The organism is uncultured Helicobacter sp., assembly GCF_949282165.1.
Lineage (GTDB): Bacteria > Campylobacterota > Campylobacteria > Campylobacterales > Helicobacteraceae > Helicobacter_F.
Genome location: NZ_CASDOV010000005.1, coordinates 33,048 through 56,993, shown reverse-complemented (window position 1 = coordinate 56,993; position 23,946 = coordinate 33,048). Strand labels below are relative to the sequence as shown.

Genomic DNA, 23,946 nt, shown 5'->3' with positions numbered 1-23,946 from the left:
TCCTTAATGATAAAGCTTAGGGAGTTGTGCGGGGCGAGGTTTGGCTTAAAAGTTTAAGCCAAAAACACTTGTTCTAGGTATTTTGTATGGATTACAGAATCGTGAAAATCTTTGTTTTCCATCATTTTGATATGGAATGGAATTGTCGTCTTAATCCCCTCTATACAAAACTCCTTGAGTGCGCGACGCATTCTGACGATGGCTTCTTGTCTGTCATTACCCCATACGATGAGCTTGCCTATCATAGAATCGTAATGCATAGGCACGCTATAACCACCATAGGCGTGGGTATCAAGGCGCACATTAGCCCCGCCCGGGCTCACCCATTTAGTGATTTTGCCCGGACAGGGGTAAAACTTCTCGGGATCTTCGGCAGTGATGCGGCATTCTATACTATGCCCCTTAAAGCTAATGCTTTCTTGTGGTGGGAGCTTTTCGCCCTCGGCGATGCGTATCATCCATTCTATGAGATCTAGTCCGCTTATCATCTCACTCACGGTGTGTTCTACTTGCAGGCGCGTATTCATCTCCATAAAATAAAAATCCTCATAATTGGCATCGAGCAAAAATTCAAATGTCCCCGCACCCACATAGCCGATGTATTTGGCTGCTTTGACTGCCGTCTCTAGCAGTCTTTGACGCACCTCCTCTTTGAGCACGACGGCGGGAGCTTCCTCGATGAGCTTTTGCTGGCGTCTCTGTGCCGAGCAATCCCGCTCGCCGATATGCAAAACATTGCCGTGTTTATCAGCGAGAATCTGCACTTCTATGTGCTTTGGATTGCGGATAAACTTTTCCATATAGATCGTGCCATCGCCAAATGCACTCACTGCTTCAGATTCAGCAGCGAGATAGAGATTTTTGAGCAGTTCTGGCTTTTCTACCACGCGCATACCGCGTCCGCCACCCCCCGCAGCGGCTTTTAATATCACAGGATAGCCTATCTCCTCGGCGACTTTTTGGGCTTCTTTGTAGTCCTTGAGTGCCCCATCACTCCCCATAATCACGGGCACACCCGCTTCTTTCATCACATCTTTTGCCTTAGATTTATCGCTCATTAGCACCATCACTTCGCTGCTTGGTCCGATAAACTCGATATTGTGGTGGGCACAAATCTCGACAAAATTTTGGTTTTCGGACAAAAACCCATAGCCCGGAAAAATCGCATCAGCATCAAAAAGCTCCGCCGCACTCATAATCGCTGGGATATTGAGATAGCTCTGACTTGACTTATCCCCACCCACACAGACTTTGGCGTCAGCGACATCGAGATAATGCGTGTTTTTATCCGCGGTGGAATAGATAGCAATGGCTTGTTTGCCCATTTCTTGGATCGTCCTAATAGCCCTTAGCGCAATCTCTCCGCGGTTTGCTATTAGGATTTTTTGTAGCTTTTTTGCACTCATAGTGTTGCCTTAGAGCTTTTGGATACGCACGAGATTGGTGCTAAACTCCACTGGCGTAGCGTCATCTACCTCGATAGAGAGAATCTTACAATCACATTCTGCCTCAATTTCATTCATAATCTTCATCGCTTCAATGATACCGATTGTTTGCCCTTTTTTGATTGTGTCGCCGACATTGATATATGGTGCTGCGCCCGGGCTAGGGCAGCGATAAAAGGTCCCAACCATAGGGGAAGTGATGAAGTCCCCGCTTTGGGCTTGTGGCGCGCTTGCGGGAGATTCTGTGGGAGTTGTGGCTTGTGGGGTTTGGGCTGGGAGTGGCGGAGTGGCAATCGGGGCTTGCGGTGCGCTTGTCGGAGCGGAGCTTGTGTATTTTTCGAGCTTGAGTTCAAACTCGCCATCCTTAAGATTAAGCTTTGCTATTTGGCTATTTCCAAAAATCTCCATTAGTTTTTTGATCTCTTGTAAGTTCATAATAACCCACCTTTTGCGTTAAATTTCAAAATTTAATCTGCTATAATACCACATTTTCAGATAAAGCAAGGTTTAATTAAGCAATGTTGTTTCTTAAGTTTGCTACCAAACAGGAGTGTTTATGGGTTTAAAGTCAGATAGTTGGATACGGCAGATGAGCTTGCAAAATGCGATGATAGAGCCATTTTGTGAAAAGCAAGTCAGCAGGGAGACGATTAGCTATGGGCTCTCTAGCTATGGTTATGATATACGCGTGGGCGAGGAATTTATGATTTTTAGCAATATCGGTGCCACGCTTGTGGATCCAAAAAACTTCAAAGAAGAAAATGTCGTGGTTAAGCGTGTTAAGGATTATTGCATTATCCCGCCAAACTCCTTTGCGCTTGCTCATAGCATTGAGTATTTTAAAATGCCTCGTGATACGCTTGCAATCTGCCTTGGCAAAAGCACTTATGCACGATGTGGGATTATCGTCAATGTTACGCCATTTGAGCCAGAGTTTGAGGGGCATATCACCATAGAGATTTCAAACACCACACCACTCCCGGCAAAAATCTATGCCAATGAGGGCATTGCACAAGTTTTGTTTTTACAAGGCGATGAAGTGTGTGAAGTGAGCTATAAAGACAGAGGCGGCAAATACCAAGGGCAGAGGGGTATCACCCTGCCAAAGATTCTAAAGAGCTAACACAATGTCCCATCAATATAAGCACTATGAAGTCCTTGCTGACTTAGGCAATGAGCAGTATCTCGCTAGAGGGCACAATGGAGAGTTTATCATCATCAAAAGAGATATTTCGTGGCATATTGTAGATTCTGTATTAGCTTCCAAACCACATTTGGGGGGGGGGCAATTCTACTAATACACTTTCTATCGTCGTGCCTTGCTATAATGAATCGCGCAATATCCACACTTTCTACACCAAAGCTCTAGAGCAAATCACAAAAATCCAAACCCTAAATCCTAGCATTGCTTGTGAATTTATCTTTGTTGATGATGGGAGCAGTGATGAGACATTGAGGATTTTAGAGGATTTATCTTGTGCTGATACGCGGGTAAAATTCTTAAGCTTTTCTCGAAATTTTGGCAAAGAATCTGCCATTTTGGCGGGACTGAGGGCGAGTAGAGGAGATTGTGTGGTGCTCATAGATGCGGATTTGCAACACCCTGTAGAGCTTATTTGGCCTATGTATGAGGCATTTTATACACAACATATTGATGTCGTGTATGCTAGGAGGATAAATAGAGATGGCGAGGGTAGGATTCGGGCTTGGCTAAGTAAGATGTTTTATAAAGTCTATGGGCTGCTTAGTAGCGTTGGGCTAGAGAGTGGTGTGAGTGACTTTAGGCTGATGAGTAGAAAGGTGGTAGATTCTGTATTGTCCCTCAATGAGACGCATCGTTTTTGCAAGGGCTTGTTTGAGTGGGTGGGGTTTGAGAAAAAATGTCTGTGCTATCGCTATATCCCACGCGATGAGGGCAAAAGCAGCTGGAATCTCTGGAAGCTTAGCAAATACGCCATAGATGGGATTATCGGTTTTTCTACCCTGCCTTTGCGCATTCCTCTTTTGGTTGGTGGTTGCATAAGCGGCGGGGCTATTGTCTATGGGATTTGCATTATGATTGATACTTTTTTGTATGGCAATCCTGTGCAAGGATATGCCTCGCTTATTTGCCTTATTTTGTTTCTGGGAGGCTTAAATCTAATGGTTGTGGGGATTGTGGGGGAATACATTGCTCGCATTTATGAACAATCCAAAAATCGCCCACATTATCTCATTAAAAAGAAAAATTTTTAGCTATCTTCATTTGATAAGATAGCTCTTAGAGGGCGCATCAATGAGAAAATGCGTGAAAATCTCGCCCTCAAACACCACCGCGCAATCCTGCTCCTTGGCAACCTCTACAAACATACCCACCACTTCACGCGCTAGGCTATAGCTTAGCCCATACACATCAAGCCCACCCACACAATACGCGAGCGCGACGCTAAGGGCTTTGGCAAAATTCCAATTATAGCCCATTGCCTCACTTTGCCCCTCTTGTTGGGTAGATTCTTGCTTGAGCTTAAGCCCAAAGGGGCTGACATAGGGGAATTTGCACTCTTTAGCAAATGTGAGCAAATCCACCGCGCTAGCCTCGCGCACCCCAAAGAGATTAAGGGCGGTTTGGAAGGCGTCATAGAGATTGGTGCTTATCACACTTTTTTCTTCTAATGCCTCAATCCACGCGGCATTCTCCTTAAAAGCCTTGCAGTAGTTTTGGTAGAGGCTTTGCCCCTGTTTGCTTTTGGATTGGATAGCGCGCAGGAGAAGCTTTGGATTTGTCTCAAAGCTAAGTGTCAGAATCTGCGTAAATGCACCATCAGTATAGAGATACATTGCGTTAGATTCTGTGCTAGATTCTATAAAAAGGCATTTGCTAAGGTTGTGTTGCATAAGAAACTCTCGCTTTGCCTCCTGTGCCCTTAGGCTTTGGGGCAGGGGAGTGGGCGCGTTTTTGGGCTTTGGCATACATTTGCTTTGATAAGTGAAAAACGACTGCTTGCTCATCGGAGATTCTAATGCACCAAAATTATCCCAAAAATTTGGCTCGCTACACGCGATACAGCCGTGCCCTGCGCGCACAGGCCAGCTTGTCTTGGCATTGAACTGCACCTTGGGGCAGTTGTTAAACGCATAGGGTCCCTTGCAGCCCACTTTATACAGGCAGTATCCCTCCTGCATACCCTCATCGTTGAAATCTTGTGCAAACTTCCCGGAGAGAAATGCTCCCTTGCGCTCGCACAAATCATGCACGCTTTTGCCATATGCCCACAGCGGTCTATGGAATCTATCTAGCGGTGGAGATTCTAAAAAGAGGTAATAATACAGCAGAGTGGCGATGATATTTTTATCGCTCGGCGGGCAGCCGGGTATGTGGATCACCTCGCGGCTAAGCACTTCAGAAAGAGCGTGCGAGCGGCTAGGATTTGGCGCGGCACTTTGCACGCCACCATAGCTTGAGCAAGTGCCTATAGCAAAGACTGCTTGGGCGTTTTGGGCGATATGGCAGAGATCCTCATAGCCATTGCGCTCGCCTATGGTGAGGTAGTTTTGTGCGTCTCCCATAGGCACACTGCCCTCTACAAGCAGGATATAATACTCATTTTGCACCGCAGATTCTAGCACTTGCGTGGCTTGATAGCCGCTTGACATCATCAAGGTATCGTGATACTCAATGCGAAAAATATCAAAGATAAGCGTCTCAAAGCTAGGATTTTGTGTGCGCAGCAGGCTCTCTGTGCAGCCCGAGCATTCTTGCAAATGCAGCCAAATGATTTTCATATCGCTCATATGCTCGAGTATCTCCACGCACATATCAAGGTGTTGTGCGGGGATACCAAGCAGGGCGAGGTGCTCGCCCACCCAAGTGTGTAGGTGCGCGAGGTTTGTCTTAGCGCGTATTTGGCGCACTGAATCTAGGCGGCGTATGAGCTTTTGCTCAAGGACTTGTAGTGAAGTGGGTGCTTTCATTCTCTAACCTCCGGTTTAAATGCCCAAAAACGGCTTACCACATAGCCCACAAGCGTATAGGCTACTTGCGCGATAAGCAAGGCGAGATATTTATCGATGCCTAAGATTCTGTGTGTGAAGCTAAGTGCGAGCATACTCGCGCCATAGGCTATGCCCATAGCGATGAGAAAGCGCACAAAGTCTTGTTTGTGAGAATTTTGGGATTTAAAGGTGAATTTTTTATTGAGCACATAGGAGTTGAGCACTCCAAAAATCGTGCCTATGGTTTGGGAGGCTTCAACTACTAAGCCAAAGTATGTGAGGACTAGGGCGCAGCCAAGCCCCACGCAGGTATTTGCCATACCCACGAGGATATAGAGCACAAAGGAATGCGAAAGAAGTGCCTTAAGCCTGCCCACACAGATTCCTTAGGATTTTAGATTCTGTGGTGTTTGCGAGGTAGTGTCTTGTGAATCTACCTCCTCTAGCACATCTTCCTCCATAGAATCCTCTGCACTCTCATCGTTTTCTTTATGCACATATCGCTCAGAGCCCTTAAACTCGATGATGGTGCAGGCACGATAAGTCTCAATCCTATGATAGAAGTTATCGATGAGCTTTAGTCGCTTGCCTGCGGTTTGTGGGTTGCATCGTGGATCGACTTTGAGCTTATCAAAATCTTCAGATTCTGGGGTTACTTGCAGTTGTTCCTCTGGCACATCGCCCCATCCATAGTGTTTCATCGCGGTGCGTATCCACCATTTGCCATCAGTGAGGAATACAAGGCGTTTCATAATGCGATTGCTCTTAGAAGAGTTTTCTAGCACGGGCGAGGAGGTAATCCAACCTTTGATCCTAAAAAGATAGTCTTTAGAGGCAGCCTGCTTGGGGACGGCGTTTGCCAAATCACTGAGCAAAATCGTAATACGGAAGTTTTGGTATTCGTTTTGTTTAGAAAGTGCGTTGCCATAGGTGTTGGCAAACACGACAAGCGACCAAGAGAAAAAGCCCACCACAATCGCAGAAAAGACAAAAAACACTCGCTGCCTATTATTTCTTTGTATGAGTTTTTCGGAGTTTGTGCGCTTTTGGTCCTCTTTTTTATACGCCCAGCCGCGCCACGCGCTCACGACATAGATGGCTAATGCCGCGGTAAAAACGCCTATGCCGATAAATGCCCGCGGACGCGTGAGGGGTTGGGAAAGCACGAGATAGGTGCCATAGGATAGGCACACGCCTAGCACAAGCGCGATGAGGGCGATGAGTAGCGATACGCCTTTGTTGATTTTAGACTGCACCATCGCAGAGAGGAGGAAAAACGCCACAAGGAGCAAAAAGCAGATCTTAATCCCGCTCCACCCAAAATCGTGCCACAAATAATCGAGATAAGTCTCAAGGTTGCGCATAAATCCGCTGATAAGCTCATCTTTGGGGAGCATACTCGTGCTCGCTTGAGCATGCGACATAGGGTGCATGATAAAGACTTTAAAAATCCCAAGCGCAATGAGGTAGTTGGTAAAAGACACCGCAACAAAGATGATGGTTTTTCTCAAGCCTGCATTAGTTTGATTGAGCATTAAAAACGCAAAGAAAAGCACCAAAATAATCTCTATCCCACTGCTTGCCTGATAAGTCATACACATACCTAGCGAGCACAAAATCCCCACAGGGATATACGCGCGCACATGGTGGATAAACACAAATGGTATCACGCTAAAGAGCACAGAGAGTGCCATATATGGCGAATCGTAGCGGAACGAAAGCTCCTCTAAAAAGTAGGGCGAGAGCCCAATAGGCAGCGAGGCGATGATGCCTAGCACAGTGAGACGCTTTTTGTGTGGGACTTCACTAGATTCCCAAAGACTATCCTCCTTTTTCCAGATCACCTCGCGAATGCTCCACACCAAAATCGCCGAGGCAAAACTCAAAAACCCAATAGCCACAAGCTGCGTGAGCGGCGCGACATCGGCAAGCACGGTATCCATATGCATAAAGGTGGAGAGAAACCAACTGATATAGCGCGAGAAGTTTTCCCACTCTTTGTAGCCAATAACCGCACGATTCCAATCATCGATATAATACACATCCGCACGGATAATAGTCATAATCCCCACGAGATACAAGCAAAATGCGATAAGCACATATTTCCAAAATCCTTGTGTGTGGAAAAACGCCCACGAGGCGACGACAAATTCCCTCAACGCTCGCGAAAAGATATTCCTACGCATTAGCACTCCTTTGTAGATTGTGTGGATTTTTTGGATTCTGTGTTGTTGTTTTTCAAATCCTCTAGGATATAGATGGGGCGTCTTTTGACTTGCTCATAGATTCTAGCGATATACTCGCCAATCACGCCTAGCAGCATAAGCTGAATCCCACCGATAAAGCTAATAAGCACGATAAGGCTCGGATAGCCCGGCACGAGATTGCCATAGAGCAGCGTGAAGACAAAGCGGTAGATTCCATACCCAAAGGCAAAGAGGCTGATGAGCGAGCCAATCACAAAGGCGATTCTAAGTGGCATAGTGCTAAAGCTCACAATCCCTTCAATCGCGTATTTAAAGAGTTTCCAAAAGCTCCAGCTCGAAGCCCCCTTAAAGTGCGGGATATACTCATATTCTAGGCATTGTCGCTTGAAGCCCACCCACGCAAACATCGCTTTTGAGAATCTATGATACTCCTTCATCTCCAAAAGCGCGTCGATCACCTCTCTATCCATAAGGCGAAAATCCCGCACGCCAGATTCTATTTTTACTTCCGAGATGAAGTTAGAGAGTTTATAAAACATCTCGCTTAGTGCCGCGCGTATCTTGCTCTCCCCAGCGCGCGTGGTGCGGCGCGCATACACGACTTTTATCTCGCGCTTAGATTCTAGCCAAATGCGTATCATCCGCGGTATGAGGCTTGGAGGATCTTGCAAATCCGCATCAAGCAGTATTACGCCCTCGCCCCTTGCTTTTTGCAATCCAGCCAAAATCGCGGCTTCCTTGCCAAAATTGCGCGAGAAAGAATACACATTGATCACATAATCAGAATCTGCGTGGCACTCCTGCATATTGCGCAAAATCTCTAGGGTTTTATCCCTGCTGCCGTCATTGACAAAGATGAGCTCATAAAAGGGCGAGTTGTTTTGGGAATTTTGGGAGAAAAGGCTTTTTACCTCGCGCATTGTTTGGGTGATCTCTTCTAAAAATTTTGGGAGAGAGACTTCTTCATTATAGCAAGGCACGATGATAGAGATATGTGTGGTTTGTGTAGGATCTAACTCCTGCATTCACGCCTCCATACAAAATGTGATAAATAAAATTACTTTAAGATTCTATACTTTTTTTGCTAACCCTTTTTTTAAGTGCGTAAAATTTTCACACACTTATGCAGGCACTCTATGAGGTATTCTATGTCCTCAATGCTATGCGTGTAGTGCAGGCTTATGCGTAGCCAGCCGGGGCGTTTGTGAGGGTTTTGGAGCAAGTCACAAAGAGCGCGTTTAGATTCTCTATCATCAAAGGCTAGTGAATCTAGCTCCATCAAATAATGCCCATAAGGTCCAGCACAGCTGCACCCCGCCCGCGTCTGTATCCCAAATCTCTGACTAAGGAGCCCACTAAGCTCAAATGGCGAAACACACGCGATATTAAAGCTAAAAATCCCTAGATTCTCCTCCGCACCGCTCCAATCCCCATACAAAGTGAGCGCGGGGATAGTGCGCAATTCTTTGAGAAAAATATGGCTTAGCACACGCTCGCGCCGCCTAATGCGCTCTAGTCCGATTTCATTGCGGAGTTGGTAGGCGAGGGCTGCGCGCAAAAGCCCGATGATATAGGGCGTGCCCGCTTCCTCTTTGTGCGCGAGATTCTCCACATAGAGCTGCCCATCATCGCTTGCGTATTCTATCGTGCCCCCACCGCTAAAGCTTGGTGTTGGATTGGCACAGAGGGATTTGCGCACCGCGAGCAGTCCGCAGCTCTGTACGCCACCTAGGAGCTTGTGAGGAGCGAGGAAAAGCGCGTCAAAATAGCGCGAGGGGATATTCATATATGGCGAGCTGCTTGCCGCGTCAAAGGCGAGTATGCCCTCGCTGGCGTGCTGCCTAAAAATCGTGGCAATATCGACAAAGGGCGAGATGATGCCGCTGACATTGGAGGCTAGGGCGATAGAGGCTAGAATCTGATTTGTAGCCTCGTTTTTTGCTTTCTCATTTTTTGCACTTTGTTGGAGCTTGTGGCTAAAGTCGTTGAGGCAAAAGCGCCCGCGTGAATCTAGCGCGATTTTTTCCACCTCGCACAAGCCCTCGCGCAGGCTGATTTCATTAGAGTGGTGCTCATAGGCACTGATAAAAACCTTGGGGCGCGCAGGCAGTGAATCTAGGAGTGAATCTAGCCCAAAGCGCGCTCTTGTAGCGGGTGGGAGGTAGATCCCAGCAAGCTCTTGGAATTTTTTAATCGCCCCACTCGCGCCAGATCCGCAGCCTATAAGCACAAAGTCTTCATCAAGCTCTAGGGCTTTGGCTAGCCTAAAGCGCGCCTCCTCATACAGCGCCCCCATCGCTCGCGCGTGGGTAGATGAGAAAGAATGCGTGTTGGCATAAAAGGGCAGGATTTTGCGTATGCGGGATTCTATGATTTCATAGGCGAGCCCTGAAGCCGTCCAGTCAAAATATCGGCTTTGTGAATCTAATATCGTGTGTTCTCGCAATTCCTCCAAAATCTCATCAAAGCCCATATCCTCGCGGCTTAGTAGTGGTGCGAAAAATTCTTGTATGAGCGATTGCGCAGTCATTTGTGTGGGGCGAGATTTTATTTAGATTCTATGAGATAGGGCACGCTATGCACGCCAGCTTGCGCCACTGCTTGGCTAATCTCTAGCACTTTTGGGTTTTTGGTATCTTTTGGCTTGTAGTTTTTGTCATAGATTTTTTGTAGCAATGCGAGGTTTTTGCGCTCATCACTGCTTTTTTGGGAGAGAATCTCACTCGCTTTTTTCAGAGAATCTTCGCCCAAAAATCCCACCACAAGCATTTTGACATTGCTAGATTCTAGACGCGAGGGGAGATTTTCAAGCTCTTTGAGGCAGTAGGGGCACATCGGATCGGAGATGATATAAAGCGTGTTTGTCGTGGGCTTTTTGGCTTTGAAGCTCATCACTGCATCTTTGTGGGTGTTAAAAAGCTCAAGGGCTGCAGAATCCACCCTAGCCTTTTGGGCTTTTTCAAACTCCGTGCTAATGCGCTCAAGCTTGCCCAAAAACGCATTATCCTCGCTCCACATAAGCTCACCGACATTAAAGAGCACCGCGCCATCGCTCGAGCTAAAAAGCATAATACGCTCACCATTTTGGGTATGCTCCACAACCACTGCGCGCAAGTTGTGCCCCAAATCCTGTGTGCTCACGACTTTGGCGGGGATTTTTTTAGAATCTAGCAGGGATTGGATACGCTCTTGTGGGTTTTGCGCACCTAGTGCCACGCATATTGCAGCGACAAGCGTTATAAATGCTCTCATCTCTCTTCCTTTCACAGACAAAAAATGGCGGGAATTATAGCACAGAGATTCTTTTAGATTCTAAAGCGAGCATAATAAAGCCTTGAGTATAATGGCGCGATATTTTGACTAAGGAGCGCGTTATGCAAAACACAAAACCTATCAAAAAAGTCGTGCTAGCCTATAGCGGTGGGCTAGATACGAGCGTGATTTTAAAATGGCTTGGGGATACCTATGGGTGCGAGGTGGTTACTTTCACGGCAGATATTGGGCAGGGCGAGGAAGTCGAGCCAGCAAGGGCAAAGGCGATTAAGCTAGGCATAAAGCCCCAAAATATTTTCATCGAGGATTTGCGTGAGGAGTTTATACGTGATTTTGTCTTTCCGATGTTTCGGGCAAATACGATTTATGAGGGCGAGTATCTGCTAGGCACGAGTATCGCACGCCCATTAATCGCTAAGCGACTAGTGGAAATCGCTAGGGAAGTGGGAGCGGACGCCATAGCCCACGGAGCGACAGGCAAGGGGAATGATCAAGTGCGATTTGAAATCGGGGCATATGCGCTAAATCCCGATATCAAAGTCATCGCCCCGTGGCGTGAGTGGGAGCTAAATAGCCGAGAGAAACTCCTAGCCTATGCTGAATCTGCAGGCATAGAGATAGACAAAAAGCCTAACAAATCGCCCTACTCTATGGATGCCAATCTCTTGCATATCAGCTATGAAGGGCAGATACTAGAGGATCCTAATGTTGCACCCGAGGAGGATATGTGGCGGTGGAGTGTGAGTCCCAAAAACGCACCAGATAGCCCCACGATTATCACCATTAGCTTTGAGAAGGGCGATGGCGTGGCGATAAATGGAGAGCGGCTAAGCCCAGCAGCGTTTTGGGATACACTCAATAAGCTAGGTGGGGCAAATGGTATCGGGCGGCTTGATTTAGTCGAAAATCGCTATGTGGGTATGAAATCGCGTGGCTGCTATGAGACACCCGGCGGGACAATCTATCTCAAAGCCCACCGAGCCATAGAATCTCTCACCCTCGATAGAGAGGAGGCACACCTCAAAGATTCTCTTATGCCAAAGTATGCCGAGCTCATCTATAATGGCTATTGGTTTAGCCCAGAGCGAGAGGCACTCCAAGCCCTCATCGATAAGACTCAACAGAAAGTGAGTGGCACAGTGCGGCTAGAGCTCTACAAGGGCAATGTAACCGTGCTAGGCAGAGAATCCAAAAACTCCCTCTTTAATGCCGCTTATAGCACTTTTGAAGAAGACTCTGTGTATAACCAAAAAGACGCCGCAGGGTTTATCAAGCTAAACGCCCTAAGGTTTATCATCGCCGGGAAAGCAAAGGGGTAAGCACAAGGAGTGAGGCAAAAATAAATAGGGAGAGACTAGGGGGCGTAAAGCACGCAAACGCCGCTTTGTTTGGTTTATCCCTAAGTTTTTTGAGCAAATCGTTACAAGGAGAATATATGGCAAAGCACGGATTTAAGGCAATAGAGGCGTTGGATACAACCTATGTGTTGCCCACATACACGCGCGCAAAGGTGGCGTTTGTCAAAGGCAAGGGCGCGAGGCTGCAAGATACACAAGATAGGGATTATATCGACTTTGGCAGTGGCATAGGCGTGGCATCACTAGGGCATAGCCCCAAAGCCCTGCAAAAAGCCCTCAAAAAAAGCGCAAAAACCCTCATCCACACTTCCAACCTCTACTATATCGAGCCTCAAGCCAAGCTCGCTGCGCGACTTGTGGAGTATTACAAGCGAGGCAGTGGCGACAAATCCAAGTGGCGCGTGTTTTTTGGCAATTCCGGAGCGGAGGCAAATGAGTGTGCTATCAAAATCGCGCGCAAATACGGGCAGAGTGCAGGGCGTTATAAAATCATCACGCTAGATTCTAGCTTCCACGGGCGCACGATCGCCACGCTCAAAGCCACGGGGCAGGATAAGTTTCACAAGCATTTCGCGCCATTCCCCGATGGGTTTGTGCGCGCTAAGGATCTCGCTGATGTGCCAAATAAGATAGATTCTCAAACCATAGCAGTGCTCTTAGAGCTCGTGCAGGGCGAGGGTGGGATTAACGCGCTAGACAAAAAGCAAGTCCAAAATCTCGCTAAGATTCTAAAAGAGCAAAATATTTTGCTCATCATCGATGAGGTGCAGAGCGGGATTTACCGCAGTGGCGAGATTTTTGCCTCTAAGGTGTATGGCATAGAACCCGATGTCATCACGATGGCAAAGGGCTTGGCTGGGGGCGTGCCTATTGGTGCGTGTATGACACGCCTTGTGGATGTGTTTGAGCCTAGCGATCACGGGAGCACCTTTGGGGGGAATTTTTTGAGCACAAATGCAGGACTAGCGGTGCTAAAAACCCTAGAGAAAATGCGCAAAGACAAGGTGCTTGATGTGGTGATTAAATACTTTCACGCTAAGCTAGATTCTGTGTTAAAGCATTATCCCGAGATTTTTAGCAAACGCGTGGGATTGGGGCTTATGTGTGGCTTGCAAGTGCGTGATGGAGAGATTTTGACACAGATTGTTGGCGCGTGCTTGCAAAATCGCGTGCTAGTGCTGCGCTCAGGGAGCAATGTGCTGCGCTTTTTGCCTCCGCTAAATATCACAAAAAGCGAGACTGATGAGGGCTTTGTGAGGCTATCACACGCGCTAAAAGAGCTAAAAAACTCTCAAAAACCCAAGAATCCCTAAATGAGCAAACTCTCGCGCAGTCTAGATTCACTAAACCCCCAGCAACGCCAAGCAGTGGAGCACACCGAGGGGGCGTTGCTTATCCTTGCGGGGGCGGGCAGTGGCAAGACAAAGACGCTCACCACGCGCCTTGCCTATCTCATCGAAGAGATTGGCGTGCCAGCCCAGCACACCCTTACCCTCACTTTTACTAACAAAGCCGCAACGGAGATGCGCGAGCGCGCTATGGCACTTTTAGAATCCAGCACCCAAGCCCCGCCCTTGCTCTGCACTTTTCACAAATTTGGCTTGCTTTTTTTGCGCTTCCACATACACCGCTTAGGGCGTAGTGCGAACTTCACGCTTTTAGATTCTGATGATTGCAAACGCATTGCCAAAAAGCTTGCTCCCAATCTCACGCCACAGAGAATCCTAGGCTATATCAGTAGCTGCAAAAACGCCTCGCTTGGCCCAGAATCTGCCGCCGCCTATGCCCACACACCAGAGTATAAAGCCCTGCATCGCGTGTATGTCGAGTATGAGGAGTTTTTGCGTAGCAAAAATATGCTTGATTTTGATGATTTGCTCTATCTCACTTGCGAGATTCTCCGCACTCACGAGGATTTGCGCGATGAGACAAGTAGGCATTACCAATATATTATGGTTGATGAGTATCAAGATACCAATGAGATTCAATACAAACTCCTCTCCTATCTCACAAGCACGCATACTAATCTCTGTGTGGTGGGCGATGACGATCAGAGTATCTATGGGTGGCGCGGTGCGGATATCAACAATATCCTAAACTTTGAGCAGCAATTTAGCAATGCCACGCTCATCAAGCTCGAGCAAAACTACCGCTCCACGCCAGAGATTTTGCAAGCAGCCAACGCCCTCATCGCGCACAACACAAGGCGTTTGGGCAAAAACCTCCAAAGCACCAAGGAGAGCGGGCAAGCAGTAGAAATCCTGCATTCCCAAGATGAGGCACAAGAGGGAAGTGCCATTGCTACGATTATCGCTAAGGAACTCACTCAAGGCAAAAAAGCGCGAGAGTTTGCTGTGCTCTTTCGGCTAAATGCCCTCTCGCGTGGCATAGAGGAGGCGTTTAATAAGGCTAAAATCCCCTATCAAATCATCGGGGCTATGCGCTTTTATGAGCGTGCGGAGGTGAAGGATTTGCTAAGCTATGTGCGTCTTGTGCATAATCTTAGCGATGATTACTCGCTTTTGCGCATTATCAACACGCCTCGGCGCGGCATAGGCAAAAAATCCCAAGAAAACCTAGAATCGCTCGCAAGAGCCAAGCAGATGAGTATCGCAGAGACTTTTAGCGCGTATAAAGAAGAATGCGCAAAAGCCCTCGGGCAAAAAAACTTCAAAACACTTGAAGGGTTTTTTGCCAAAATTGCGGAGCTAAAGGAGCTAGCAGATTCTGAAAAACTCGCATTTATAGAATCTCTGCAGGAGTGGTTAGATTTTAGCAAGGAGTTTAATGCCCTAGAATCGGTGGATAGGATAGCCAATATCGAGGAGTTTTATGGGGTTTTGCGCGATTTTGTGGTGCAAAATCCCGATGAGAGCTTGCAGGATTTTCTCAATACCATCGCGCTTAGCTCAAGCAGCGATGAGCAGGGCGGGGAGTGTGTGAGCTGTATGAGCATACATAGTGCTAAGGGCTTGGAGTTTGATAATGTCTTTGTGATAGGGCTTGAGGAGGAGATGTTCCCACTATATGGCGGTGGCGATGAGCTCCAAGAGGAGCGTAGGCTAGGCTATGTGGCTTTTACAAGGGCGCGGCGCAAGCTTTATTTGTGCAGTGTGGAGAGTAGATTTGTCCATGGGAAGCGCCGATTTTTGCGCCCTTCACGATTTTTGACAGAATCTGGGAGCCAAAGCACCTCCTCTCTAGCGCGCCACGATGGCGAGCAAGATGAAAGTATCAAAGTCAATGATATGGTGCTGCACAAAGTCTTTGGCACTGGGCGCGTGTGTGAGGTGCGCGATAGCGGGGGAAGCGTGGCGTTAAAGATAAATTTTGGCGGTAATGAACGCGTGATATTACAGAGCTTTGTGCAAAAGCTCTGAGTGCCTCTAAATCGCTACTTGCCTCATAAAGGCACAAAACACAAGGGCTAGCAGCGCCTCATCATCAAGGCTTTCTGTGTTTGTGAGAGTGCTCTCAAGTGGTATGCCGCGCGCGTGCAGGTATGCCCTGCTTTTGTCTGCAAGCGTGCTTAGAATCTCTGCGAGGTGGTATGTCTCTAGCAGATTGTAGCGGTGGAGGTGCATTTGGGATTCTATAAGTGCTAGGGTGATGGTGTGGTTTTCACGCGCGCCCAAAAGCTCTAAGATTCTCTCATACAAGGGCGTGGGGGTAAGGAGTTTATCAAGCATTTGTGGGGTATGGGCTCTAAGCTCATAGGAGAGAATCTCCCCCAGAGCGCGCCCAAACGCGCTGACAAACACTCCCAAATCCTGCGCAACAAAGCTAAAATCCCTCCCCACCAAACGCCCAAAGCTCTTAAGCGTGTCCAAATACCCAAGCCCGATATGTGTGTGTATCATATCGCTATCAAAATCTAGCATACCGCCCAAACGCTCCCTAGGCTGGATACAGCGCACAAAGGGGTGGTTTGTGTAGGCGTGGGGCTTGGGATTGAGCGCGATGGCGATGACTTCCTGCGCACCAAGCCTAAAGGCAAGCGAGATGGGCAGATTGTCATAATACCCGCCATCGATATAACCCTCGCCCGCAATCTCATAGATAGGAAACGCCGGGAAGCACGAGCAGGAAGCCATAATCCAATCTCGTAATTGTGCTTTTGGGAGTGAATCTTTGCATTTGAGAATGGGCTGCATAGAGGGGAAGCGCACGCTCACAAGCCCATAATCCACCCTTGAGGCGAAAAACCGCTCCGTATCGATAAAACGCCCCAAAAGATTCACAAACGGCGTGGTGTCCATACCCTTATTGCTCGTATAAGTCTTTAAAAAGCCAAAAAGCCTGTCGCTATGCTCCATATAGTAGCTAATGTCCGCGCGCAGATTGAGCCCATTGAGCACGACTTTATCGATATCAATGCTCTGCCATAGCTCCAATGCGCGCTCATAATCCCCCTGCACCATCAGCGCGCCATTGCACGCCCCGATACTCGTGCCTGTGATGATGTGATAATCTACCCCAAGCTCTCGCAGTGCCCTCCACGCGCCGATTTGATACGCGCCCTTAGAGCCACCACCTCCTAGGACAATCGCGCGCTTTAGCATTAGCTAGAGGCTCTCTAGCATAGTGTGAAAGCTTTGCTTAAACGCCATAAGCCCCTCATCTAGGAGTTTGTCGTAGTCTATTGTGTGATTTAGCTCTGTGCAAGTGGGCTGCACGCTCTCACAATCGCCCGTGCGCAACTTTTCTAAAAACGCCTTGAGCGCGTCAAGGGGCGCGGTGTTGATGGCATTTGGCAGTAGGAGTGAATCTATATAATAAGTCGGTGGCAAATCCCCGCCCTTCACGCCTGTGGAGGCAAACAGAGCACGGGAGTTAGGATCTTCAAAGCTTTGGACGCACGCATAGCATTCCTTGGCATTGGCTATGCCTAGAGTGGTGCTGCCATAGGCGCGATCGATGCGCGAGACAAAAATACTCACCACCGCTTGGGCTAGAGAATCTCTGCGCGCTAGGGCAAAAGCCTCCATACAAGATTTGGTTTGAGCAGGGGAGAAAATCAGCGTGGCATTTACCGGGATAGAGCGCGCTAGCAGTGCGTTCATCACCTCATAGCCTGCCTGCGTGGCTGGGACTTTTATCATCACATTAGGCTTATTTAGGGTTTTAAAAATCCTCACGCCCTCATCGATACTCCTTGGTGCGTCATCGCACAAAAATGGATCGATCTCAATGCTCACAAAGCCCTGGCGCGCGTCGGCTTGGCGCAGTGGCGCGAGCATATCTGCGGCTTTGGCGATATCGCTAAAGGCGAGGTGCTCATAAATGCTTTTAGAATCCAACCCGTGCAAACTCGCCTTTTGCTGCGCGTAATGGGGCGATTGCAAGGCAGTGGCAAAGATGCTTGGATTGCTTGTTGCGCCATTTAGCAAACCACCTCCTTGGCTAAGGAGCGCACCAAATGCGTGATCCAAAAAGTCCCTCTGCACAAAATCACACCACAAGCTAAAACCTATTTTTTGCAACTGCTCTGTCGTCATTAAATCTCCTTATTATTCCTTAGAATCTCGCCTAGATTCTGTGGCATTGTAGCAAAAGCAATGCAAAGATTTTCTTATAGTAATATTTACTTACAATAATATTTTTATGCTATAATCCCACCTCTTTTTCAAGGCTGTTATAGAATCTACGCAATTGCCAAATCGCGTTCCTGACGCGTTTGCACCAAAGATTCTATAATCTCGCATTAGATTCTATGTATGCTCGCGCAGCGGAGGTAATGAGGGCTTTGCTCTCATTACCGATACCAAGTTTGTGAAACAAACTTGCATAAAATGGAGGATATTATGAGTTGTTACAAATATATAGGCTTTATAGGGCTTTTGGTGCTACTGCTAGGCTGTAATTCACAAGAGCAGCAGCCCCAAAGAGGCGCATTGCCAGTGAGTGTGCAGACGATCATCAGTCAAGATGTCGATTTGAGTTTTGAATATCCTGCGCGGCTTAAAAGCGTGCAGAGCGTGGATATTTATGCACGGGTTGAGGGGATTTTGCTCACCCAAAACTTCACCGAGGGCGATATCGTCCAAGCAGGACAGACGCTCTTTACTATAGAATCCACGCGTTACAAAGCCCGCGTAAATATGGCAAAAGCCCAATACAACACCGCCCTTGCTAACCTCACCAAAGCGAGCAAGGATTGGACAAGGACGGAGAGACTCTATAAGCAGGGCGCGCTTACCGTCGATCAATACGATAACGCGATGTATAACTACCAATCCGCCCAAGCAAATGTCGATAGTGCTAAGGCTTCGCTCGATGATGCGCTTGTGGATCTCAAATACACTAATATCACGGCAGATATTACGGGCAGAGTTGGTATAAGGCGCTATGATGTGGGCAATCTCGTGGGGCGCAATGGCGGCGGGGGCGATACCTATCTCACGACTCTCACGCAGCTCACGCCTATCTATGCGGAGTTTTCTATCCCTAGCACGGATTTTTATTATATGCGTGATTTGGACAAGGATAATGTAGTAGTGGAGTTTATCCTAGGCAATGACAGGCTTTATGACAAACGCGGCAAGCTAGACTTCCTCGATAGCGTGCTAGATTCTCAAACTGCCTCGATTAAGGCGAGGGCTATCGTCAATAACGATGCTTATATCCTGCTACCCAATGAAATCGTGCGTGTAAATCTCAAAGGTTTCAAGGCACAAAAAAGTATCGCAATCCCACAAAACGCGCTTTTGCAAGATTCTCAAGGAAGCTATGTGTATGTGGCTAAAAACAACCAAGCACAGATGACGCGCCTAAGCCTAGGCAAAATGCTAAAAAATGGGCAAGTGATCGTGCTAAGTGGATTGCAAGATGGCGATATGCTCATCACCAATAACCTCACAAAATTGCGTCAAGGCAGTGAAATCAGCCCACAGATAGCACCCCAAACTATGCCCCAAAGTGCGCACTAGGAGGCATTAGATGTTTTCTAAGTTTTTTATCAATCGTCCGGTATTTGCTATCGTGATGTCGATTGTCATCACGCTTGTGGGTGCGCTAGCAATCATTAGTCTCCCAGCAGAGGAATACCCGCAAGTAACGCCTGTGGAAGTCGTCGTCTCGGCTAACTACACCGGTGCGAGCGCAGAGGTTATCTCAAGCACCGTGGCAAGCGTGCTAGAAAATAGCATTAATGGCGTGGAGGGAATGCTGTATATGAAATCCTCCTCTTCCTCAAGCGGCAGCGTATCGATTACCGTGTATTTTTCTAATGATACCAATCCCGATATGGCGACAGTCAATGTCAATAACCGCGTGCAAGCCGTGATGAGCAAGCTCCCCCAAGAGGTGCAGCGACTGGGGGTAACCGTGCGCAAACGCAGCTCGACTATCCTCTCGGTTTATACGCTGTATTCAGACAATCCCGCACACGATTCTATTTATATCGCAAACTACGCGACGATTAATGTCACCGATGAGCTAAAGAGGGTGCCCGGCGTGGGCGATGCCTCTGCGTTTGGATCGCGGGATTACTCAATGAGAATCTGGCTTGATCTCGACAAGCTCTCGCAAAACAACCTCACGCCCTCTGAAGTCGCGCAAGTGATCCAAGAGCAAAATGCGCAGTTTGCCGTGGGGCAGTTTGGACAAGAGCCAATGCGCAAGGATATTGTCTTTACTTATTCTATCAACACGCAGGGGCGGCTTATCAAGCCTGAAGAATTTGGCAATATCATCATTCGTTCCAATTCTGATGGCTCGAGCTTGCGTCTAAGAGATGTCGCCACAATCGAGCTAGGCGCAGAAACCTATACTGTCCGCAATAAGTTTAATGGCAAGGACGCGGTGGGCTTTGGGGTGTTTTTGCAGCCCGGGGCTAATGCATTGCAAGTCGCACACGATGTCGAGAAAAAAATGCAAGAGCTTTCAGGAAACTTCCCACAAGGTATGCACTATGATATCGCCTATGATACGACAAAGTTTGTAGCTATCTCTATCAAAGAAGTGATTAAGACTTTTGTAGAAGCCATCGTGCTTGTTATCATCATTATGTATTTTTTCTTGCAAAATTTTCGCGCCACGATTATTCCGGTTATCGCTATTCCTGTATCGATTATCGGGGCGTTTGCGGGAATGTATGCGCTAGGATTCTCCATAAATCTACTCACGCTCTTTGGGCTTGTGCTTGCCATTGGTATCGTGGTTGATGATGCAATTATCGTGATTGAGAATGTCGAGCGGATTTTGCATAGCCACCCCGAGATTTCAGTCAAAGACGCGACGATTGAGGCGATGCATGAGATGCAAAGCCCTGTGATAGCGATTGTGCTCGTGCTCTCTTCAGTGTTTATCCCTGTGGCATTTATCGGGGGCTTTGCTGGGGAGATTTACAAGCAGTTTGCCGTAACCATCGTCATTTCAGTAGTCATCTCTGGGTTTGTCGCGCTCACCCTCACGCCCGCGCTCTGTGTCTCTATCCTCAAAAAGAAAGAGCCCAAACCCTTTTTAGTCGTGCGCAAGTTTAATCTCTTTTTTGATTGGCTGACTGAAAAATTCACGCTTAGCGTGAGCAAATTTATCCGTCGTGGCTTGTTGCTTTTGCTACTTTTTGGGGCATTTTTGCTCGCCACTGCTGGGATATTTAGCAAGCTCTCTAATGGCTTGGTGCCTTCAGAGGATAAAGGTATGCTTATTGCCTTTATGTCCCTGCCGCCTGCGAGCTCGCTAAGTCGCAATATTGCAGAGGGCGATAAGATGATTGATGTGCTAAAAAACAATCCAAATGTGCAGTCCTTTATGCTTATCCAAGGCTATGATATGATGGCGAGCGCGCCTAGGACGCACGCCACCACCGCGTTTGTGAATCTCAAAGATTGGAGCGAGCGTAAGGGCAAGGGAGAAGATTCCTTTAGTGTGGCGGGGGCTCTCACGGGTGCGCTTAATCAAAAAGTCGATGCCACTGCCTTTGTGATCAATCCCCCTGCGATTATGGGAATGGGGCTTGCGGGGGGCTTTGAAGTCTATCTCCAAGATAGAACCGGAGGCAGTGTAGCGGATTTGAACAATTACGCCAATTTGCTTGTGGCAGAAGCGAGCAAACGCCCAGAGCTCAAGGGCGTGCGGAGCCTCCTAAATGCCAATATCCCACAATATTATGTAACGCTTGATAGGGAAAAGGCAAAGGCGTTTAAAGTCAATGTCAATGATGTTTTTACCGTGCTACAAAGCACTTTTGGCAACTACTATGTCAATGACTTTAACCTCTATGGACGCACTTACAAAGTCTTTGTGCAGGCACAGAGTGAGTTTAGAGAATCTCCCGAGGATTTTAGCCGTGCCTTTGTCAAATCAAGCGATGGCAGTCTCGTGCCTATCAGCTCGCTTGTGGATTTTGAGCGTATTGTCAATACCGATATTATCGATAGATTCAATCTCTTCCCCGCCGCCAAGCTTATGGGCGACGCCAACGAGGGGTATTCGAGCGGTGATGCGCTAAGGGCGATTGAAGAAGTGGCAAAGGAAGTCCTACCAGAGGGCTACACAATCGCGTATTCAGGCATATCTTATCAAGAAAAAGCAAGCAGCGGCACGGGTATGCTAGCCTTTGTGCTAGGCTTGGTGTTTGTGTTTTTGATCCTAGCGGCGCAATATGAGCGATGGCTTATGCCCTTTGCGGTGCTCTCTGCCGTGCCCTTTGCGGTGTTTGGTGCGGGATTGGCGACTTTGCTACGCGGATTAAGCAATGATATTTATTTCCAAATAGGGCTTGTAACACTCATCGCTATAGCGGCTAAAAATGCGATTTTGATCGTGGAGTTTGCCCAGCACAAGCGCGAGCAGGAGGGCTTAGGCATTATAGAATCTGCCATAGAGGCGGCTAGACTTAGATTCCGCCCCATCGTGATGACTTCTCTAGCCTTTGGGATTGGGGTGCTGCCTTTGGCAATAAGTAGCGGTGCGGGAGCGGCAAGTCGGCACGCCATAGGCACGGGAGTGATTGGCGGCGTGCTTGCCACGACATTTATCGGGACATTTTTTATCCCGCTGTTTTGGACATATTTTGCGCGACTTAGCGAGTTTTTAAAGCGCAAGTTCTCAAGCAAATAATCCCTTTGGGTTGGGGGGCTTATTAGATTCTATCGTTTTATGCAAGTTTGCTAGGGCAAACTTGATACCGCTCGCGGAGAGTGAATCTCCGCTTGCTCTGGCTTATGCGAGCATACACTGCAATCTTTACGAGATTATAGAATCTTTTGGTGCAAGCGCGTCAGGAACGCGATTTAGTAATTGCATAGATTCTATAAACCCACCTAGAGCCCTATTATTTACTGCAAGTTTTACGCTGCAAAACTTGGTATCGCTCACAGGGAATAAATCCCTGCTTGCTCCGCTGCGCACAGAGTCTAAAACCTCTCCGCTTGGTATCTCTAGATTCTACAATGTTGCTAGTGGGCTTAGATTCTGTAATCTTAGCACCCTCTAATCATCAAGAGGCTTATTGAGGTTGGCTGCCATTGCGGGAGGGAGCTTATCAAGGAAGTTGCTTTGCGCAAATTTCACGCCTTGTTCATTGGCTTTTTGTATCAAATCTAGGGCTTTGTGGGTATTAAACACGCTCCCGCCCTGATGGGGTTCAAACAAACAATTCACAATTGCTAGCGCATACGATCCCTTTTTGGCACTATCGTGTGCGGCGTGCGGGCTATTGATATAGGAGATACTCTCGATCAAAGCTTCATCAAACTTCCAGTGATTGAGCAAAAACCCGAGAAACGAGAGTGAATCCGTCCCGCAAAACTCCTCTTCAATCATTCCTATGTTGTGGAAGTGGTTTTCTTTAAGCACGGCTAGGAATTCCTTGTCTTTGCCAAGCACACGCAAAGAATTAGAAAACAAAATAATCCCCAAACGCAAAAGCATAGAGCAGGGCACGAGCATTTGGGAGAGCTTTTTGTCCTCATTTGAGAGCCAATCAGAGATGAAGTTTGTCTCCTTGATACAATTCCCCAAAAACTCCTGCGTGTTGAGCCCATAGGGCGATACATCGACTTTAAAAGTGCTTCTGATAGAGTTTGCAATCGCCACATTTTTGACATTGTTAATCCCTAGGAGTGAGACGACTTGCTGGATTGTGGAGATCTCACGCGAAAACCCATAAAATGGCGAGTTTGCCAAGCGCAAAAGCTCTGCGGTAAGCAATGGATCTTGTTGGATAATCTTGACGACTTCTTGCATATTCACATCCGCCCCGGCAGAATCTATATAATCACGCAATTTTATCACTGTCGTGGAGAGTGGAGGGAGGTTGTCAATCGTCTTGAGTAGCACTTCATTATCCATTGTCATAGCCTTTGTGAGTGAGTTTCTATAATATCGAAAAATCTTATCTAAGCTTAAATATCCATCTTAACCGCAGTTCCATAGACTAGCACCTCTGTCGTGCCCTGCGATATGGAAGAAGTCGTGTATTTGATGCCTATGATAGCATTTGCCCCTAGTGCTTGTGCCTCGGCAGCCATTCTCTGCGTGGCTATATCCCTTGCTTCACTAAGCATCTCTGTATAGCCCACGAGCTCACCTCCCACGATGTTTTTTAGTGCTGCCATAATATCGCGCCCTATGTGCTTGGAGCGCACGACATTGCCCTTGACGAGCCCCAACACCTCATAGCGCATTTGTGGTAAATACTCGATGTTATACAGTTTCATTGCATTCCTTGCGTTTGAAATAGCC

21 protein-coding genes are annotated in these 23,946 nt (G+C 47.6%); 9 read left to right on the top strand and 12 right to left on the bottom strand.

The annotated features are described in order from the left end of the window. Nucleotides 1-53: 53 nt before the first annotated feature. Together ACH2BK_RS04385 and accB are read right to left on the bottom strand one after the other, a co-directional pair. Nucleotides 54-1,406 (bottom strand): acetyl-CoA carboxylase biotin carboxylase subunit, encoded by a 1,353-nt coding sequence (locus tag ACH2BK_RS04385; protein WP_395002240.1) that lies wholly within the window; start codon nucleotides 1,404-1,406, stop codon nucleotides 54-56. 9 nt (nucleotides 1,407-1,415) lie between these two features. Further along, a complete protein-coding gene (gene accB, locus ACH2BK_RS04380) occupies nucleotides 1,416-1,880 on the bottom strand; it encodes an acetyl-CoA carboxylase biotin carboxyl carrier protein (RefSeq protein WP_394997577.1) in 465 nt (154 codons plus the stop codon). 121 nt (nucleotides 1,881-2,001) lie between these two features. Here accB and dcd point away from each other — a divergent pair, with 121 nt between their 5' ends. From dcd to ACH2BK_RS04365, 3 genes are read left to right on the top strand one after another with little or no spacing between them, the layout of a single operon-like run. After that, nucleotides 2,002-2,568, top strand: coding sequence for a dCTP deaminase (gene dcd, locus ACH2BK_RS04375; protein ID WP_394997578.1), 567 nt, complete (start codon nucleotides 2,002-2,004; stop codon nucleotides 2,566-2,568). A gap of 4 nt (nucleotides 2,569-2,572) precedes the next feature. After that, nucleotides 2,573-2,743 (top strand): hypothetical protein, encoded by a 171-nt coding sequence (locus tag ACH2BK_RS04370; RefSeq protein WP_395002239.1) that lies wholly within the window; start codon nucleotides 2,573-2,575, stop codon nucleotides 2,741-2,743. A 16-nt stretch (nucleotides 2,744-2,759) separates the two neighbouring features. Beyond that, nucleotides 2,760-3,680: a glycosyltransferase family 2 protein gene (locus ACH2BK_RS04365; protein WP_395002238.1), complete on the top strand. Its 921-nt coding sequence runs from the start codon at nucleotides 2,760-2,762 to the stop codon at nucleotides 3,678-3,680. Nucleotides 3,681-3,686: 6 nt separating this feature from the next. Here ACH2BK_RS04365 and ACH2BK_RS04360 read toward each other — a convergent pair whose 3' ends face one another. The 6 genes from ACH2BK_RS04360 to ACH2BK_RS04335 all read right to left on the bottom strand — a co-directional run bounded on the left by ACH2BK_RS04360 (nucleotide 3,687) and on the right by ACH2BK_RS04335 (nucleotide 10,876). Continuing rightward, nucleotides 3,687-5,396 carry a hydrogenase small subunit gene (locus ACH2BK_RS04360; protein WP_395002237.1) on the bottom strand — a complete coding sequence of 570 codons (1,710 nt, stop codon included), beginning with the start codon at nucleotides 5,394-5,396 and terminating at the stop codon, nucleotides 3,687-3,689. Then, a complete protein-coding gene (locus ACH2BK_RS04355) occupies nucleotides 5,393-5,794 on the bottom strand; it encodes a GtrA family protein (protein ID WP_395002236.1) in 402 nt (133 codons plus the stop codon). The genes ACH2BK_RS04360 and ACH2BK_RS04355 overlap by 4 nt, the downstream gene beginning before the upstream one ends. 9 nt (nucleotides 5,795-5,803) lie before the next feature. Next, nucleotides 5,804-7,603 carry a glucosyltransferase domain-containing protein gene (locus ACH2BK_RS04350; RefSeq protein WP_395002235.1) on the bottom strand — a complete coding sequence of 600 codons (1,800 nt, stop codon included), beginning with the start codon at nucleotides 7,601-7,603 and terminating at the stop codon, nucleotides 5,804-5,806. Then, nucleotides 7,603-8,649, bottom strand: a complete 1,047-nt coding sequence (locus ACH2BK_RS04345) for a glycosyltransferase family 2 protein (RefSeq protein WP_395002234.1) — start codon at nucleotides 8,647-8,649, stop codon at nucleotides 7,603-7,605. The genes ACH2BK_RS04350 and ACH2BK_RS04345 overlap by 1 nt, the downstream gene beginning before the upstream one ends. Before the next feature lie 71 nt (nucleotides 8,650-8,720). Further along, entirely contained in the window at nucleotides 8,721-10,154 is a 1,434-nt protein-coding gene (locus ACH2BK_RS04340; protein ID WP_395002233.1) for an aminotransferase class V-fold PLP-dependent enzyme, read from the bottom strand. Between the two features lie 17 nt (nucleotides 10,155-10,171). Beyond that, on the bottom strand, nucleotides 10,172-10,876 hold the full coding sequence (locus ACH2BK_RS04335; protein WP_395002232.1) for a hypothetical protein: 705 nt from the start codon (nucleotides 10,874-10,876) through the stop codon (nucleotides 10,172-10,174). Nucleotides 10,877-10,998: 122 nt separating this feature from the next. Between ACH2BK_RS04335 and ACH2BK_RS04330 the strand changes: the two genes are divergently transcribed. The 3 genes from ACH2BK_RS04330 to ACH2BK_RS04320 all read left to right on the top strand — a co-directional run bounded on the left by ACH2BK_RS04330 (nucleotide 10,999) and on the right by ACH2BK_RS04320 (nucleotide 15,635). Continuing rightward, the gene (locus ACH2BK_RS04330) at nucleotides 10,999-12,216 is read left to right on the top strand and encodes an argininosuccinate synthase (protein WP_395002231.1); all 1,218 of its coding nucleotides are present in this window, start codon (nucleotides 10,999-11,001) and stop codon (nucleotides 12,214-12,216) included. A 116-nt stretch (nucleotides 12,217-12,332) separates the two neighbouring features. Continuing rightward, nucleotides 12,333-13,568 carry an aspartate aminotransferase family protein gene (locus tag ACH2BK_RS04325; protein ID WP_395002230.1) on the top strand — a complete coding sequence of 412 codons (1,236 nt, stop codon included), beginning with the start codon at nucleotides 12,333-12,335 and terminating at the stop codon, nucleotides 13,566-13,568. After that, the gene (locus tag ACH2BK_RS04320) at nucleotides 13,569-15,635 is read left to right on the top strand and encodes an ATP-dependent helicase (RefSeq protein ID WP_395002229.1); all 2,067 of its coding nucleotides are present in this window, start codon (nucleotides 13,569-13,571) and stop codon (nucleotides 15,633-15,635) included. Between the two features lie 6 nt (nucleotides 15,636-15,641). Here ACH2BK_RS04320 and ACH2BK_RS04315 read toward each other — a convergent pair whose 3' ends face one another. Together ACH2BK_RS04315 and ACH2BK_RS04310 are read right to left on the bottom strand one after the other, a co-directional pair. Beyond that, a complete protein-coding gene (locus ACH2BK_RS04315) occupies nucleotides 15,642-16,817 on the bottom strand; it encodes a patatin-like phospholipase family protein (RefSeq protein ID WP_395002228.1) in 1,176 nt (391 codons plus the stop codon). A gap of 3 nt (nucleotides 16,818-16,820) precedes the next feature. Next, nucleotides 16,821-17,753 carry a transaldolase gene (locus ACH2BK_RS04310; RefSeq protein ID WP_395002227.1) on the bottom strand — a complete coding sequence of 311 codons (933 nt, stop codon included), beginning with the start codon at nucleotides 17,751-17,753 and terminating at the stop codon, nucleotides 16,821-16,823. A 306-nt stretch (nucleotides 17,754-18,059) separates the two neighbouring features. Between ACH2BK_RS04310 and ACH2BK_RS04305 the strand changes: the two genes are divergently transcribed. The 3 genes from ACH2BK_RS04305 (at nucleotide 18,060) to ACH2BK_RS04295 (ending at nucleotide 22,696) form a co-directional block, all read left to right on the top strand. Continuing rightward, the gene (locus ACH2BK_RS04305; RefSeq protein ID WP_395002226.1) at nucleotides 18,060-19,184 is read left to right on the top strand and encodes an efflux RND transporter periplasmic adaptor subunit; all 1,125 of its coding nucleotides are present in this window, start codon (nucleotides 18,060-18,062) and stop codon (nucleotides 19,182-19,184) included. Nucleotides 19,185-19,194: 10 nt separating this feature from the next. Next, a complete protein-coding gene (locus ACH2BK_RS04300) occupies nucleotides 19,195-22,320 on the top strand; it encodes an efflux RND transporter permease subunit (RefSeq protein WP_395002225.1) in 3,126 nt (1,041 codons plus the stop codon). A gap of 61 nt (nucleotides 22,321-22,381) precedes the next feature. Further along, nucleotides 22,382-22,696, top strand: a complete 315-nt coding sequence (locus ACH2BK_RS04295) for a hypothetical protein (RefSeq protein ID WP_395002224.1) — start codon at nucleotides 22,382-22,384, stop codon at nucleotides 22,694-22,696. Here the strand turns inward: ACH2BK_RS04295 and ACH2BK_RS04290 are convergent. Beyond that, entirely contained in the window at nucleotides 22,693-23,553 is an 861-nt protein-coding gene (locus ACH2BK_RS04290; protein WP_395002223.1) for an HDOD domain-containing protein, read from the bottom strand. The genes ACH2BK_RS04295 and ACH2BK_RS04290 overlap by 4 nt on opposite strands. A 53-nt stretch (nucleotides 23,554-23,606) precedes the next feature. Beyond that, nucleotides 23,607-23,921, bottom strand: a complete 315-nt coding sequence (locus ACH2BK_RS04285; RefSeq protein ID WP_395002222.1) for a YbjQ family protein — start codon at nucleotides 23,919-23,921, stop codon at nucleotides 23,607-23,609. Between the last annotated feature and the right edge of the window lie 25 nt (nucleotides 23,922-23,946).